The following is a 15,063-nucleotide window of genomic DNA, read 5'->3' on the forward strand; positions in this document are numbered from 1 at the left end:
AAACAGACGGCATTTTATAAATGACCGAGCTTTAATCGCTTTCATGAAAAAGCATATTGAAATGGGTGCAGTACCGAGCATTTTTTCATACAATAGGCCCACCTCGATATAGGTGTTGATCATGAGTAATACACAACCTGATTTTTTAGCCGACGAATTTTTGTTAGATCACTATGTAGGTAAGACGCCTCTAGTTCGTTTGCAGCGATTAGCTTCTCATACGCAAGCGATAGTTTTAGCAAAATTGGAAGGTAATAATCCGGCAGGTTCTGTAAAAGACCGTCCTGCATATAACATGATTATGCAGGCAGAAAAACGTGGTCAAATTAAACCGGGTGATACATTAATTGAAGCAACCAGCGGTAATACAGGTATTGCTTTGGCTATGGTTGCGGCAATGCGCGGCTATAAAATGAAACTTATTATGCCGAACAATATGAGCCAAGAGCGTAAAGACGCAATGTTGGCTTATGGCGCAGAGCTGATTGAAGTGACACCACAGCAAGGAATGGAAGGTGCACGTGATTTAGCCTTACAAATGGAAAAAGAGGGTAAGGGGCACGTTTTAAATCAGTTTGGTAATCCTGATAATGTTGAAGCTCATTATCTAACGACTGGTCCTGAAATCTGGAAACAAACAGGCGGTAAAATTACCCATTTTGTGAGTTCAATGGGCACAACCGGTACCATTATGGGTGTTTCTAAATATTTAAAAGAACAAAACCCAGATATTCAAATTGTTGGTTTACAGCCTGCAGACGGATCAAGTATTGCCGGTATTCGCCGTTGGCCAAAAGAATATTTGCCTACTATTTTTGATAGTAGCCGTGTTGATCGTATTATCGATATTCCACAAATTGAAGCTGAAAAAACTATGCGTAAATTAGCTCGTATGGAAGGTGTTAGTGCTGGTACATCTTCAGGCGGTGCAGTTTGGGCATCAATCAAAATTGCAGAAGAAAATCCGGGTGCTGTTATTGTTTGCATTATCTGTGACCGTGGCGATCGCTACTTGTCTACAGGTCTGTTTTCAGTACAGGACGATAACTCATAATTGAGAGAAATAATGCGTTTCCCTACCTTAGTTTTTGATATTGAAACTTTAACTGATTTAAAAGCGGGTGCGCATTTATATCATCTTGATTTACCTGAGGCAGATGTAGAGCAAGCATTGACGAAAATCCGTCGCCAAGAATCTGGTATGGACTTTCAGCGTTTGCCTTTACATGAAATTGTTTGTATTTCTGGCTTATGGATCGATGAGTCTGGTTTTCGATTATTTTCTTTTAGTCGAGAACAATATTCTGAAGCAGAAATTTTACAGAAATTTTTATCTATTTTTGATAAGCGCCATCCGACGCTAGTAAGTTGGAATGGTTCGCAATTTGATTTACCAGTTATCCTATTTCGCGCTATGTATCATGGGCTATCTGCCCCTGGTCTGTTTGATCAAGGCGAGATTGATAGCCAGAAGCGTTTTAATAATTACCAAAACCGTTATCACCATCGCCATATAGACTTAATGGACGTTATGGCAATGTTTAATGGCCGTAATTTTCAAAAGCTTGACGATATTGCCTGTATTTTAGGTTTGCCGGGTAAGCGTGGTGAGTCGGGTTATCATGTGCCTGAATATGTTCGTAATCAACAGTGGTTAAAATTAACGAGCTATTGTGAAGGGGATGTGCTCAATACGTGGTTTATTTATTTGCGTTGGTTAGTACTAAAAGGCCAATTAAATGCAGATGAACATAACCATTGGATTAGTTCGAGTATTGAATATTTACAGACCATGCCACAGCAGGCTGATTTTCTTGAAGTATGGAAACGCACTTCAAAACATACTGAATTTACTTCTCACTATTTTAATTCTTCAGATTTTTAGGTTCATTCTTTGAAACAACAAGCCAAATCTCGCAACCTTCAACAACCAGAATATATTTTTCAGGTTGAAACACTTTCTCATGAGGGGCGGGGAATTGCGCATTATGGTTCTCATCCAGATCATCCGGCAGATAAGCATGGCAAAAAAGTTTTTATTCGTTATGCATTGCCAGGAGAAACTGTAAAAGCTCGGATTACCCATCAAGCGAAGCGTCTTGAAGAAGCTGAAATGTTGCAGTTGTTAGGAGAACCTTCATCACATCGTATCGAGGCAATTTGTCCTCATTATGGGATCTGTGGTGGATGTAGCATGCAGCATATTCACCCTGATGAACAAATCCGTTTAAAACAAAGTGTACTTCAGTCACATTTACAGCATTTTGCAGGTATTCAGCCTGAACAGTGGCTACAACCGATTCGATCTTTACAAAGCGATTATCGTCGTCGTGCTCGAATCGGTGTGCGCTATTTACCAAAACCAGATCGCTTAATTATGGGTTTTCGCGAACATCATAGTAATCGTCTAACTTCGATTCATAGCTGTAGTGTTTTGGATAAAAACTTATCAAATAGTCTGCCTGAGTTACGCACTTTACTCCAAAGTCTAAAAGGCAAAGCACATATTGGTCATGTAGAATTAGCAAAAGGTGATCATGAAGTTTCTTTATTGGTTCGTCATGTAGAAAAATTAAACAATTCTGATGTCAACCAATTAAAGCAATTTGCGTTACACAAAGGGTGGCAATTGTATTTGCAACCTAAAGGTCCGGAAAGTATTCATCGTATTGATGATGAACAAGGTGCTTTACGTTTACATTATGCCTTGGAGAGGTTTAATGTAAATTTTGCTTTTTCGCCATTGGATTTTACTCAGGTCAATGCCACAGTAAATGAACAGATGGTTCAATTGGCATGTGAATTGCTTCAGTTGCAACCAGGTGAAAAGGTACTTGATCTATTTTGCGGTTTGGGCAATTTCTCACTCCCGTTAGCACGATGTGTTGGTGAGAGTGGTCAGGTTGTCGGTGTTGAAGGGAGTGAAGAAATGGTGCAGCGAGCAACAGCTAATGCGAAATGCAATAGTTTGGTGCAAGCAACCTTCTTTTCACAAGATTTAACAAAAGATTTTTCGCATCATTCTTGGGCAAATCAAGGATTTGATGCATTATTGATTGATCCTCCTCGTGCTGGTGCATATGAAATTATGCAGTATGTATCAAATTTTGGAGCAAAAAGAATCGTTTATGTATCATGTAATCCAGCTACACTGGCAAGGGATGCGGGTGTTTTGGTCCAATATGGTTACCAGTTAAAAAAAGCAGCAGTGATGGACATGTTTACGCATACCGAACATGTTGAATCCATTGCACTATTTGAAAAAATTCAAGAGATAAACGATTAAAAACATGAGTTACATATTGAGGAGAATGGTATGGTCACAGTACGTGAACAGTTACCTGAACAACTAACCGAGTTGTCAGAGGAAACGACTGTAGAGCATGCCGCCGAAACGCAAATCGGTTTAGCCTCATGGTTGGATCGGGTGCGTGAAATATTAGATGGGGCGGAGCTTGAACAACTTGAAAAAGTCGCTCATTTAACCCTGCAAAAAGAGTTAGATTCAACGGTTAATCATCGTTCCAATACTTTTGCTACAGGCGTTGGAATGGCCGATATTCTGGCACATCTTCACGTAGATGAAGATACTTTATCAGCAGCAATGCTTTATCGTAGTGTGCGTGAAGGCATTACCGATATAGAAGAAGTAAAACAGAAATTCGGAGAGCAAGTTTACAACCTTGTCAAAGGTACTTTGGCAATGGGTAAACTCTCAGAACTTATTGAAAAAAATAAACGGTTAGAAGATCACTTTAATAATAATCAACGAGAACATCTAAGCGGCATTTATAAAATGCTGATTTCGGTGACCGAAGATGTTCGTGTTGTTTTAATTAAACTTGCTGAACGTACTTATTCTTTGCGAGAGCTTGCAAATTCCTCTCGTGAACGCCAAGAACGTGTAGCGCGTGAAATCCTTACTATTTATTCGCCGTTGGCACATCGACTCGGTATTGCTCAGCTTAAATGGGAACTTGAAGATCTAGCGTTTCGCTATTTGGCTCCAGATCGTTATAAAGAGATTGCTTCATTACTCAATGAAAAGCGTTTAGAGCGTGAGCATTATATTCAGTTCGTCATTGACCGTTTGAAAAATGAGTTAGCGTCTTACGGCATTGAAGCTGAAATTACAGGGCGTGCAAAACACATTTATTCGATTTATCGAAAAATGAAGAGCAAAAACCTGAGCTTCGACCAACTTTATGACATTCGTGCCTTACGTGTGTTGGTCAATAGTGTGCCAGAGTGCTACCACTCTTTAGGTATCGTACATCAAATCTGGCGTCATATTCCGCACCAGTTTGATGACTATATTACCAACCCGAAAGCCAATGGTTATCGTTCTTTGCATACGGCTGTAATTGCTGAAAATAAATCTCTTGAAGTGCAAATTCGTACTCATGAGATGCATGATGAAGCAGAGTTAGGCGTATGTTCACACTTTAACTATAAAGAAGGTTCAAAGAATACCGACCATTCTTTTAACCATCGTTTGCATTCGTTACGTGCTGTTTTAGAACACTATCAAGAACGTAATGAAACGACGGTACATCAAAACGAAGATGAAACAGAAGGCTTTGACCAGTTACAAGACTTTGAAGGCTTTGAGAAGATTTATGTTTTCAGTCGTGATGGTGATATTAAAGAGTTGCCGCGTGGTTCCACAGTTTTAGATTTTGCCTATCATGTGCATACAGAAGTAGGGAATAAGTGTTATGCAGCGCGGGTCAACCAGCGTTATGTGCCACTTACCTATACTTTAAAAACGGGTGAACAGGTTGAAATTTTAACTAAAAAAGATCGTGAACCAAACCGTGACTGGTTGGTGAACTCTCTAGGTTATATTAAAACCTCTCGTGCACGTGACAAGTTGCGTCATTGGTTTAGACAGCAAGATCGTAGTAAAAATCTTGAAGTAGGTCGAGAACTTCTTAATAAAGAGTTAGCTCGTCTTGCGATTCATCCAAAAAGTATCGACCTAAACGATTATTCATCACATTTTAATGTGAAGACTGGCGACGACATTTTGGTGAATCTGGTCAGTGGCGATATTAGCTTACATGCCCTGATTAATCAGGTGAACCGCCAAATGCATCTAGATCAGGATGAGCCTGAACTAGTACTTAAACCAACATTAAATCCACGTGCCAGCCATACGCTATCAGCACATGGCATTTTAATTGATGGTTTAGACAATGTAGAGCTCCACATCGCTCAGTGCTGTCAGCCGGTGCATGGTGAATCAATCGCTGGATATATTACTTTGAACCGTGGTGTCAGCATCCATAAAGTCATTTGTTCTGACTATCAGCGTATGATTAAGCAAGAGCCAGAGCGTGCTGTTGAAGCTGATTGGGAAATGCAGCCAACACGTGGTCAAAGCGTTCAGATTGTGGTGGAAGCTTATGATCGTCGTGGTCTGCTTAAAGACTTAACTCAAGTGATTTTCTCTGACCAAATTAATATTCGTCAGGTCAATACAATTTCTGAGGCAGATGGTATTGCTAATATGAAGTTGCTCATTGAGGTTAAAGGTTTAGCGCAGCTTTCTCGTTTATTGGCTCGCCTAGAGCAGCAACCTGGAATCATTAGTGCACGACGCATGATTCAAGGCGTTTAATAAATTAAGTAAAAAGGCTGTCAAATGACAGCCTTTTTATTGCAAATTACTTTCTAGATAAATAAATATTGGTGAGTCGATTTAGAAACTGAGGACTCAACGTTGATAGTTGATAAAGCAGTTTGGTTTTTATACCCACTGGAGTGTGGGTAGGCGTCCAAAAATGAGCCTTTTTCTCTACAAGCGTAAGCACCTGCTGAGCAATATCATTTGGTGTTAAATCTATCCCCATATTTTGAATAGTGCCTGCATCCATATTGTTAACCATTGCAGTTTGTACAAATAGTGGCATCACATCTAAAACGCGAATACCATATTTTTTCCATTCCACATCTAAACCTTCAGTAATCCCGCGAACAGCAAATTTACTGGCTGAATAAGAGATCAAATCAGCTTGACCATAAATTGCAGAAGCTGAAGAGAGGTTGATAATACGTGCAAAAGACGCTTGCTTTAAGTAAGGCAGAGCAGCGTGACAGCCATTGATTACGCCGTTTACATTAATATTTATTGTTCTTTGATGAGCTTTAATATCAGTCGTTTCAAACGCGCCAGAATATAAAACACCTGCATTATTTACCAAAATATTAAGTTCACCAGCCCATTCGGTAAATTCTTTTAATATGTGTTGCCACTGGCTGTAATCACTTACGTCTAGATAGCCGGCACGGGCATTTGAGCCTAAGTCATTTGCTAGTTCCTGAGCAAGCGATTCATTAATATCGTAAATGCCTACTTTATATCCTTGTTTGTAGAATACACGTGCAATTTCAGCCCCAATACCTTGAGCGGCACCACTAATCAGAATACTGTATCTCATCTTTTTTCTCTTTGTCAGTACAATAGTGCGACTGATTTAATCGCTTTGATTTTGATCATAACAAATTAAAATCTTAGATTGACTGACCGACTTTTTAAACTTGAGGGTTACCATGGATAAATTGCTTAAAATCATGCAAGAATTACGTGAAAAATGTCCGTGGGATCAACAACAAACCCCAATCTCACTGACTAAATATGCGATTGAAGAGGCATATGAAGTCGAGGCGGCCATTCGTCAAGGCGATATTAATGAAATTAGAAATGAGCTAGGCGATTTGTTATTACAGGTTGTGTTTCAATCACAAATGTTTAGTGAGCAAGGCGCTTTTAATTTTCAAGATGTTGTTGAGGCAATAAGTGAAAAGTTAATACGCCGTCATCCCCATGTTTTTCAGGCAGATCAATTTAATAATTTAACACCAGAACAAGTAAGTGAGCTTTGGAAACAAATTAAACAACAAGAAAAACAAGGCAAGCCGCAATCAAGATTAGATGAAATAAAGCATGGGCCAGCATTGTTGCAGGCACAAGAAATTCAAACAAATGTAGCTAAGGTTGGGTTTGATTTCGAAACGGTAGAAGATGCGTATGAAAAACTAGAAGAAGAGTTGGATGAGTTTAAGCAGGCCCTAAAAAATCAAAATATTGATGAAATTCAAGACGAATTTGGAGATTGCCTGTTTTCTTTAGTCAATGTTGGACGTAAACTTGCGATTTCAAGTGAAACATCACTTTTATCGACAATACATAAATTTAGAAGCCGTTTTGCTTTTATTGAAGATCAAGCCCAAAAACAGCAAAGAACATTAGAAGACATGACCCTGTCTGAAATGGATGAATTGTGGAATCAGGCAAAGCGGCAGTTAAAGTTAGGGGAAAAAACACATGCAATTCAGCATGAATCTTTGGAAAAATAAGCACAATATTTTCATTATTTTATTTTGGAGCGTGATTTCATCAACTTTTGTTCAGGCTCAATCTTTTGATCAAAATTTTAAGGAGTGGAAGGCTAAACAGCAGATGTATGATCAGAAGTTGAGCATGCAACACGCCTCTCATTCTAATAGTCCAAAAAGCTCAGTTATGACTGATTCATCAGGACAAATTCATTTGAATCAAGCCAATATTGATGAGCTCCAAAAGCTAAAAGGTATTGGTGAGAAAAAGGCTCAGGCAATTGTGGAATACCGTCAAAAGAATGGCGGCTTTAAGAATATTGATGAATTTAAAAACGTAAAGGGTATTGGTCTAGCCATTTTTGAAAAGAATAAAACGCGTTTGACTTTATAAATCATCTGTCTGTCAATTATCATTTCATGCGCAAACTACAGAGAATCAAATTGCCCTTTGTGTGCGTTAGAGCTATGATTAGCGACAACTTGTTATTTACGTCCTGACGTAGGAGACAGCGTCTTTTGCAAACCTTGCGAGCGTCAAAATGTGGTTTGTCCACAGCCCAACTTCCTTCTTCGATTTTAGATGTGATCGATAGCCTGACTAAAGCTGGCTATGAAGCTTATATTGTTGGGGGTGGTGTCCGTGATTTAATGCTAGGGCTTAATCCTAAAGATTTCGATGCAGTCACTAATGCAACACCTTCCCAGATTAAAGAAGTTTTTGGTCGACGTTGTCGAATCATTGGCCGTCGATTTGAATTAGCACATGTCTATTCAGGGCGTGAGCTTATTGAAGTTGCAACCTTCCGTGCTCCTCCAAAAAAAGCAGTCACCAGTGCTTCAGGCATGATTTTACGTGACAATAACTGGGGAACCATCGAACAAGACTTTGCTCGCCGTGACTTTTCAATCAATACGCTATATTACCAACCGCGTAAGAGTATTGTGCTTGATTTCTGCAAAGCAATTGACGATGTAAAAAATAAAACTCTACGTTTATTGGGCGATCCTGCACAGCGCTTCGAAGAAGACCCTGTGCGTATGCTGCGAACTTTACGTTTTGCAGCCAAGTTAAATTTCAAAATTGATTCAGATATTCTCGATATATTTGATGCAGAGATGACGCAACTATTGCGTGATGTTTCTCCGCATCGTTTATATGATGAATCTCAGAAGCTCTTTACAATGGGACATTTGGCGCGTGTTTTGCCAATGTTGATTGAGTTTGGTGTTTGGAAACAACTCTTTGCCGATATTCAGCCTAACCTCACTCCATTTATTTTAAGAGCAGCAAAGAATACAGATCAGCGTATTCAAGTGGGTAAAACAATCAACCCTGCATTTTTCTATGCAGTCTTATTGTGGCAACCATTTTTAGAGCGTTGTGAATTTTATTTATCTAAAGGTGTGGTACCAGCTGAAGCGCGTGCACAAGCTGGTTTAGATGTCTTAAAACGTCAGGCAACACGCACTGTGATTCCTCGTTTTGCAGAAACTTTTATTCGTGAAGTTTGGGAAATGCAGACCCGTTTGCTTAATCCGAAACCACAGCAAATTGAAGCATTGGCTGGACATGCGCGTTTCCGTGCTGGTTTTGACTTCTTGTTACTTCGTGAAAAGTCAGGTGATGACACGACACAGGGAATGGGAAGCTGGTGGGAAGCCTACCAAGAAATGTCGAATGACGAAAAAGAAGCTGCAATTAGCCAGTACAATCGTCAGAAAGCTAGAAACCGTCGTAAAACCGTTGCCGAACCTGTTGAAAACAATAAAGTTGAGACGGAAATCGAACCTTTGGTTGATATTCCTGAACCACGCAGCCGTCGTGGGAAAAAAGAACGTGCTCGACAAGAACAATCGATGGGTCGTTTCGTTGAAAAAGCCTCTGCTTCAGAAGCTGGGGTGATGAGCGACCATCCGATTTTGAAGCGTAAGCGAGTACAACGCGATTTAAGCCAAGTTATTTTTGGGCCAACGCAATGACAACGAAGACCTATATTGGTTTAGGAAGTAATTTGGGTGATTCGCGCCAAATCTTATCTGAAGCCATTGCTAAGCTTAAAACTTTAGGTGCAGTGAAAGTTTCTAAACTTTATCAAAGTCCACCTATGGGGCCTCAAGATCAACCAAATTATTTAAATGCAGTTGCAGAGCTAAATACCGATCTCACGCCTTTAGATTTGTTAGACCAGTTACAGCGATTTGAGCAAGAAGCTGGTCGTGTACGCCTTCGTCGTTGGGGAGAGCGTACCTTAGATCTGGATTTGCTTATATATGGTGATGAAAAAATTCAAAATGAGCGCTTAACTGTGCCACACATCGGAATTCTAGAGCGAGATTTCGTTGTAATTCCTTTATTAGATTTAGACGCTGATTTACATATTAACGATCAGCCACTTAAAAATTTAGAACTCATACAGCAGCCTACGCTGACTGTACTTGCTGATGAGTCTTGGGCTTAAAGCCTGACTTATTACGTTCTGCAAACTCCTGTAGAGGATACCATCATGATTAGTCTAAGTGACTTAAGAAAATTTAAAGCCGAAGGACGTAAGTTCTCTTGTCTAACTTGTTACGATGCGAGTATGGCAAAAGCAATGGAACTTGCTGAAATTGATACAATCTTAATTGGTGATTCTCTTGGAATGGCAATTCAAGGTCGTGACTCAACTCTACCTGTAACTGTTGAGGACATGGCTTATCATACGGCGGCGGTGCGTCGTGGTAACCAGCATGCTTTGATTATGACTGACTTACCATTTATGAGTTATGCCACCTTAAATGATGCTTTGCAAAACGCAAGAACAGTTATGCAAGCTGGTGCTCAGATGATCAAAATCGAAGGCGGCGCTTGGCTAAGTGAAACTGTACAAGTGTTAACTCGTAATGGTGTACCTGTGTGCGTACATTTAGGTTTAACTCCTCAATCTGTACACGTATTTGGCGGTTACAAATTACAAGCTAAAACACGTGAAGCAGCTGATCAACTTATTGCTGACTGTACGGCAGTGGTTGAAGCAGGTGCGGCAGTTCTATTGCTTGAATGTGTTCCTGCTCAGTTGGGACAAGAAATTGCTGAACTATTTCCAAATACACCTGTGATTGGTATTGGTGCGGGTAATGCGACTGATGGTCAGGTACTTGTAGTACAGGATATGTTGGGTTTAACTTTTGGTCGAGTTGCGCGTTTTGTCCGTAACTTTATGAAAGAACAATCTGGCGAAACAGCAATCCTAGACGCTTTTAAAGCTTTTCATGCTGCTGTGCAGGACCAGTCATTTCCAGCCAAAGAACATACTTTCCACGTTGAGCTGTAATTCATGAAAACAGAAACCACCATACAAGGTCTTGCAGCTTCTTTAAATCCTGCTAGAGCTGCGCGTAAAATTATTGGTTTTGTCCCAACAATGGGAAATCTACATGAAGGACATCTCACACTTGTTCGTGAAGCGAAAAAGTTATGTGATGTTGTAGTTGTTAGCATCTTCGTAAATCCAACTCAATTTGGACCAGGTGAAGATTTTGATAACTATCCTCGTACTTTAGAGCAAGATAGCCGTCTATTGGCCGATGTCGGCTGTGACATTATTTTTGCACCATCAGTTGAGCAAATGTACGGTACTCAGCCACGTTTAACCAATATAAGTGTTAGCCAAATTACTGATGCTTTATGTGGTAGTTCACGTCCTGGGCATTTTGATGGCGTAGCTTTGGTGGTCACCAAACTCTTTAATATTGTGCAACCTAACTATGCTTTCTTTGGTCAAAAAGATTACCAACAGTTAGCAGTGATTCGCCAGTTTGTACAAGATTTAAATATCCCGCTAGAAGTAATTGGTGTGCCAATTGTTCGTGCAGCAGATGGCTTGGCTCTTAGTTCAAGAAATGGTTATTTAAGTCCTGAGCAACGTCAGGCCGCTCCGGTTATTTATCAGAGTTTAAAGCAAGCTGAGCAACAATTACATCAAGGCAAAGATCTACAACAAGTTTTAGAAGATATCAAAACTCAGTTGACAGATAATGGGTTTGTTGTGGATTATGTCGAAGCTCGTCAGTCAAATCTGTTACCTGCTACTCAGTTTGATCGTGATATTGTGTTATTTGTCGCGGCAAAATTGGGTGCAACACGTTTGATTGATAATTTAGAAGTTGCCTTTACACCCCAATAAACAGATCAAAGGACAGCCATGCCATGAAGCGTATACTTATCGTGACAGGACAGTCTGGTTCAGGAAAATCTTCAGCTCTCCAAGTGTTAGAAGATTTGGGCTATTACTGTATTGATAATTTGCCTTTGGCATTGCTGCCCGAAATTGTGGCAAAGCTAGATCATGAAAATAATCTAGAACAGTTGGCATTAGGTGTGGATGTTCGAAGCACTCGTGCAGATATGCAAGAGTTCGATCATGTTTTTGAGCAACTACAAAAACATGGCACAGTTGATGTGATTTATCTGACTACGCAAGATCAGGATTTGATCGCACGTTTTAGTGCATCACGTCGTCCGCATCCATTAGCCAATCGTTTTAAAAGTCTGTTGCAATGTATTCATGAAGAAAAGCAGTTACTGCTCCCAATTCAGTTCCGCGCTACGGTTCATATTGATACAACAGATAAAAGTGTTCATGATCTAAAGCATATTTTACTGTCTAAATTGGGGCAGTCAGATAAGCTCATTGTGATATTGCAGTCATTTGGATATAAACATGGCATTCCTCTAGATGCTGATTATGTTTTTGATGTACGGCATTTACCAAATCCGCATTGGGATTTAGAATTGAGACGTTTTTCTGGTTTGGATGAGCCAGTAAGACAATTTTTAGAAGCAAGTCCGCAAGCAAACGAAATGTTTGATGATATTCTTCACTTCTTGAAAAAATGGCTTCCAGCATTTGCTGAAGGACATCGTCACTATATGACGATTTCTATTGGTTGTACTGGCGGTCAACATCGTTCCGTTTATATCGTAGATAGACTAAAACAAGCACTTGAGGCAGAATGGTCTGTTCAGGTCTTACACAGAGAAATGAAGCACTGGTCATGATAGACACAACTGTTGATGTAATTAATAAACTCGGTTTACATGCTCGTGCATCAGGAAAACTGATAGAGGTCACTACAAAATTTCGTTCGTCGATCCAAATTGGAAAAGGCGATCATTTAGTAGATGCAAAAAATATTATGTCTTTGCTGATGTTAGGTGCAGGTAAAGGGACCACTTTGCGATTGGTCATTGATGGTACCGACGAAGAGCAGGCATTAAATGAAGTACAGGCGTTATTCGCCGCAAAATTTTATGAGGCAGATTAATCGTGGCACGTCGTCCCCAACGTTATACTGAAGAAGATTTTGGCTCTTTAGAAGGACGTGCAAGTAAGACAGAGCAGAAAAAAGCAGTTCAACGTATGGCTGCTTTAGGTGAGCAATTAGCACAACTTTCTGTTAAACAGATTCAAAAACTTCCAGTTGATGAACGTTTAATTGATGCGTTAATGGAAGTACAGAACATTAGTTCTTTTGAAGCTCGTCGTCGTCAGTTTCAACGTATTGGTAAATTATTGCGCAATGAAGATGAGACCGTTATTTTGTCTTATCTAACTCCGCAGCAAGGCGCAAAAAAGCAGGCTCAATTGATGCGTTGGGTTGATCGTATGATCGAACAAGGTGACCCTGCAATTAATGAATTTAGTAAAATTTATAATGCTTCGGAACGTCACACCTTGCGTCAGCATGTGTTGAGAATCAAGCGTGATAAGACTCAAGAAGTGAGTGAAGCAGAGCTTGAGGCATCAAAAGGTAAATTTGTTAACTATGTGCAGCAAATTGCCTTATTGTCTGATCAAGGCTAATTGCTCTTCAATAGTAAAAAGCGACGCTCAAGGCGTCGCTTTTTTATTTATAAATTTTCAGCCCGTTCTTTTGCCCATTCACGCAAGATAAATTTCTGTAATTTACCTGTAGATGTTTTTGGAATTTCTGTAATAACCACATCTTTAGGCACTTTAAAGCGCGCTAATTCTTTTTGGCAGTGTGCAATAATTTCTTCAGGCGTTGCTGTAGTCCCCATCTTTAATTCAATAAACGCGCATGGTACTTCCTGCCAGCGCGCATCGGGTTTGGCGACTACCGCAGCGGTTAATACAGCAGGGTGTTTATACAACACATCTTCTACTTCTAAAGATGAAATGTTTTCTCCACCTGAAATAATGATGTCTTTTGAACGATCAGTAATTTTTGCATAACCATCTGGGTGACAAACAGCTAGGTCGCCCGTGTGAAACCATCCTCCAGCAAAGGCTTCTTGAGTCGCTTTAGGGTTCTTTAAATAGCCTTTCATGACAATATTGCCACGGAACATGATTTCTCCCATGGTTTGACCATCATTAGGCACAGGTTCCATAGTCTCGGGATCTAATACACGCATGCTGTCTTGTAATGGGTAGGGTACGCCTTGACGGGAATGAAGTTGGGCTTGTTCAGCAATTGATAGCTCATTCCATCCAGATTGAGAAGCACATAGGGCAGAAGGCCCATAAGTTTCTGTTAAGCCATATACATGGTTTACGTTAATCCCCATGTTTCGCATCCCTTCAATAATGGCAACAGGTGGAGCTGCCCCAGCAACCATGACTTCAACATGGTGATCAAAGTTCGTTTGTTTTTCTTTAGGTAAGTTAAGAATCATTGAAAGAACAATAGGCGCACCACAGAAATAATCAACTTTATGGGCTGCAATCAATTGCATGACTAATTCGGGATCGACTTTGCGTAAACAGATATTGGTTCCACCACTTGCTGCTATGCTCCATGCAAAACACCAGCCATTACAATGAAAGAGGGGGAGTGTCCATAAATACACAGCACGCGGTTTCATTCCACAAGCCAAGATATTGCTTGCAGCATTAAGATAAGCCCCGCGATGATGATAGACCACACCTTTAGGATTACCTGTAGTTCCAGATGTGTAATTTAAGCTAATCGCATCCCATTCATCTTCTGGTAAATGCCAAGAGAAGTTAATGTCGCCTTGAGCGATCCATTCTTCATATTCAAAGGAACCCAAAAACTGATTTTCACCTTCGTATTCCGTATCAGCTACATCAATCACAACAATGTGCTGATTCGGAATAAGTGAGAGGGCTTCTCTTGCCAAATTCACAAATTCAGGATCAACCAACAGCACTTTACTTTCAGCATGTTCCAACATGAAAGCGATTGTTTTTGCATCTAAACGTGTATTGAGGGTATTGAGTACCGCACCCGCCATAGGAACTGCAAAATGTGCTTCAATCATGGCTGGAATATTTGGCAATAAGACAGATACCGTATCATTTTTCTCAATTCCCAGTTGCTTGAGCTGAGATGCAAATTGGCAACAACGTTGGTAAGTTTCTTTCCATGAAATTTGGCGCTTACCATGAATAATTGAAGCTTGATCTGGGTAAATATAAGCCGCACGCTCTAGGTAGCGTAGAGGTGATAACGCAACAAAGTTTGCGGGTGTGCGTGGTAACTCATCATAAGCACTAACCATGTGAAACAACTCCGTGTTCTATTTTTAATTCATTCTTTGAACATATGATTTAATATTAATCAAAGCATCTATGCTTTAGTCTTAAAGAGCGATACCCTCCAGTCAAAAAATGAGCAGAAATGCTATTTTCTTCATCTTAAACCACTTGTGTTAAACATGTTTAAAAATCATCTCAATATATTTTTTAA

The 15,063-nt window shown here is 40.0% G+C and carries 15 protein-coding genes; 13 read left to right on the top strand and 2 right to left on the bottom strand.

Translation table 11 applies throughout. From position 1 onward, the window contains the following. Positions 1–121 precede the first annotated feature (121 nt). From cysM to MKL51_RS00535, 4 genes are read left to right on the top strand one after another with little or no spacing between them, the layout of a single operon-like run. Positions 122–1,054 carry a cysteine synthase CysM gene (gene cysM, locus MKL51_RS00520; RefSeq protein ID WP_017482392.1) on the top strand — a complete coding sequence of 311 codons (933 nt, stop codon included), beginning with the start codon at positions 122–124 and terminating at the stop codon, positions 1,052–1,054. Between the two features lie 12 nt (positions 1,055–1,066). Then, entirely contained in the window at positions 1,067–1,885 is an 819-nt protein-coding gene (locus MKL51_RS00525) for a 3'-5' exonuclease (RefSeq protein WP_017482391.1), read from the top strand. Positions 1,886–1,894: 9 nt separating this feature from the next. Beyond that, a complete protein-coding gene (gene rlmD / locus MKL51_RS00530; protein WP_017482390.1) occupies positions 1,895–3,286 on the top strand; it encodes a 23S rRNA (uracil(1939)-C(5))-methyltransferase RlmD in 1,392 nt (463 codons plus the stop codon). Positions 3,287–3,316: 30 nt separating this feature from the next. Further along, positions 3,317–5,623: a RelA/SpoT family protein gene (locus tag MKL51_RS00535; protein ID WP_017482389.1), complete on the top strand. Its 2,307-nt coding sequence runs from the start codon at positions 3,317–3,319 to the stop codon at positions 5,621–5,623. A gap of 46 nt (positions 5,624–5,669) precedes the next feature. On the opposite strand, the gene MKL51_RS00540 is transcribed toward MKL51_RS00535, so the two are convergent. Continuing rightward, the gene (locus MKL51_RS00540; protein WP_017482388.1) at positions 5,670–6,443 is read right to left on the bottom strand and encodes an SDR family oxidoreductase; all 774 of its coding nucleotides are present in this window, start codon (positions 6,441–6,443) and stop codon (positions 5,670–5,672) included. A 112-nt stretch (positions 6,444–6,555) separates the two neighbouring features. Between MKL51_RS00540 and mazG the strand changes: the two genes are divergently transcribed. The 9 genes from mazG to yjgA all read left to right on the top strand — a co-directional run bounded on the left by mazG (position 6,556) and on the right by yjgA (position 13,190). Continuing rightward, a complete protein-coding gene (gene mazG / locus MKL51_RS00545) occupies positions 6,556–7,362 on the top strand; it encodes a nucleoside triphosphate pyrophosphohydrolase (protein ID WP_017482387.1) in 807 nt (268 codons plus the stop codon). Continuing rightward, on the top strand, positions 7,331–7,735 hold the full coding sequence (locus MKL51_RS00550) for a ComEA family DNA-binding protein (RefSeq protein ID WP_017482386.1): 405 nt from the start codon (positions 7,331–7,333) through the stop codon (positions 7,733–7,735). Before mazG ends, MKL51_RS00550 begins: the two co-directional genes overlap by 32 nt. Before the next feature lie 125 nt (positions 7,736–7,860). Then, positions 7,861–9,324 carry a polynucleotide adenylyltransferase PcnB gene (pcnB, locus tag MKL51_RS00555; RefSeq protein WP_017482385.1) on the top strand — a complete coding sequence of 488 codons (1,464 nt, stop codon included), beginning with the start codon at positions 7,861–7,863 and terminating at the stop codon, positions 9,322–9,324. Then, the gene (gene folK / locus MKL51_RS00560) at positions 9,321–9,803 is read left to right on the top strand and encodes a 2-amino-4-hydroxy-6-hydroxymethyldihydropteridine diphosphokinase (protein ID WP_017482384.1); all 483 of its coding nucleotides are present in this window, start codon (positions 9,321–9,323) and stop codon (positions 9,801–9,803) included. The genes pcnB and folK overlap by 4 nt, the downstream gene beginning before the upstream one ends. A 45-nt stretch (positions 9,804–9,848) precedes the next feature. Then, positions 9,849–10,658 (top strand): 3-methyl-2-oxobutanoate hydroxymethyltransferase, encoded by an 810-nt coding sequence (panB, locus tag MKL51_RS00565; protein ID WP_002117298.1) that lies wholly within the window; start codon positions 9,849–9,851, stop codon positions 10,656–10,658. A 3-nt stretch (positions 10,659–10,661) separates the two neighbouring features. Continuing rightward, the gene (panC, locus tag MKL51_RS00570; protein WP_017482383.1) at positions 10,662–11,510 is read left to right on the top strand and encodes a pantoate--beta-alanine ligase; all 849 of its coding nucleotides are present in this window, start codon (positions 10,662–10,664) and stop codon (positions 11,508–11,510) included. A gap of 23 nt (positions 11,511–11,533) precedes the next feature. Beyond that, complete coding sequence (rapZ, locus tag MKL51_RS00575) at positions 11,534–12,385, top strand: RNase adapter RapZ (RefSeq protein ID WP_005066272.1); 852 nt, start codon at positions 11,534–11,536, stop codon at positions 12,383–12,385. Beyond that, positions 12,382–12,651, top strand: a complete 270-nt coding sequence (locus MKL51_RS00580; protein WP_000567533.1) for an HPr family phosphocarrier protein — start codon at positions 12,382–12,384, stop codon at positions 12,649–12,651. The genes rapZ and MKL51_RS00580 overlap by 4 nt, the downstream gene beginning before the upstream one ends. 2 nt (positions 12,652–12,653) lie before the next feature. Beyond that, positions 12,654–13,190 carry a ribosome biogenesis factor YjgA gene (yjgA, locus tag MKL51_RS00585; protein WP_014208401.1) on the top strand — a complete coding sequence of 179 codons (537 nt, stop codon included), beginning with the start codon at positions 12,654–12,656 and terminating at the stop codon, positions 13,188–13,190. 47 nt (positions 13,191–13,237) lie between these two features. Here the strand turns inward: yjgA and MKL51_RS00590 are convergent, their stop codons facing one another. Further along, on the bottom strand, positions 13,238–14,875 hold the full coding sequence (locus MKL51_RS00590; RefSeq protein WP_017482382.1) for an acyl-CoA synthetase: 1,638 nt from the start codon (positions 14,873–14,875) through the stop codon (positions 13,238–13,240). Between the last annotated feature and the right edge of the window lie 188 nt (positions 14,876–15,063).

It is taken from the genome of Acinetobacter sp. AOR18_HL (assembly GCF_027855145.1).
Lineage (GTDB): Bacteria > Pseudomonadota > Gammaproteobacteria > Pseudomonadales > Moraxellaceae > Acinetobacter > Acinetobacter pittii.

What these genes read in the sequence shown, in the direction of transcription:
- cysM (WP_017482392.1), top strand. Translation starts at nt 122, where the DNA reads ATGAGTAATACACAACCTGATTTTTTAGCCGACGAATTTTTGTTAGAT.
- MKL51_RS00525 (WP_017482391.1), top strand. Translation starts at nt 1,067, where the DNA reads ATGCGTTTCCCTACCTTAGTTTTTGATATTGAAACTTTAACTGATTTA.
- MKL51_RS00535 (WP_017482389.1), top strand. Translation starts at nt 3,317, where the DNA reads ATGGTCACAGTACGTGAACAGTTACCTGAACAACTAACCGAGTTGTCA.
- MKL51_RS00540 (WP_017482388.1), bottom strand. Translation starts at nt 6,443, where the DNA reads ATGAGATACAGTATTCTGATTAGTGGTGCCGCTCAAGGTATTGGGGCT.
- mazG (WP_017482387.1), top strand. Translation starts at nt 6,556, where the DNA reads ATGGATAAATTGCTTAAAATCATGCAAGAATTACGTGAAAAATGTCCG.
- MKL51_RS00550 (WP_017482386.1), top strand. Translation starts at nt 7,331, where the DNA reads ATGCAATTCAGCATGAATCTTTGGAAAAATAAGCACAATATTTTCATT.
- folK (WP_017482384.1), top strand. Translation starts at nt 9,321, where the DNA reads ATGACAACGAAGACCTATATTGGTTTAGGAAGTAATTTGGGTGATTCG.
- panB (WP_002117298.1), top strand. Translation starts at nt 9,849, where the DNA reads ATGATTAGTCTAAGTGACTTAAGAAAATTTAAAGCCGAAGGACGTAAG.
- panC (WP_017482383.1), top strand. Translation starts at nt 10,662, where the DNA reads ATGAAAACAGAAACCACCATACAAGGTCTTGCAGCTTCTTTAAATCCT.
- rapZ (WP_005066272.1), top strand. Translation starts at nt 11,534, where the DNA reads ATGAAGCGTATACTTATCGTGACAGGACAGTCTGGTTCAGGAAAATCT.
- MKL51_RS00580 (WP_000567533.1), top strand. Translation starts at nt 12,382, where the DNA reads ATGATAGACACAACTGTTGATGTAATTAATAAACTCGGTTTACATGCT.
- MKL51_RS00590 (WP_017482382.1), bottom strand. Translation starts at nt 14,875, where the DNA reads ATGGTTAGTGCTTATGATGAGTTACCACGCACACCCGCAAACTTTGTT.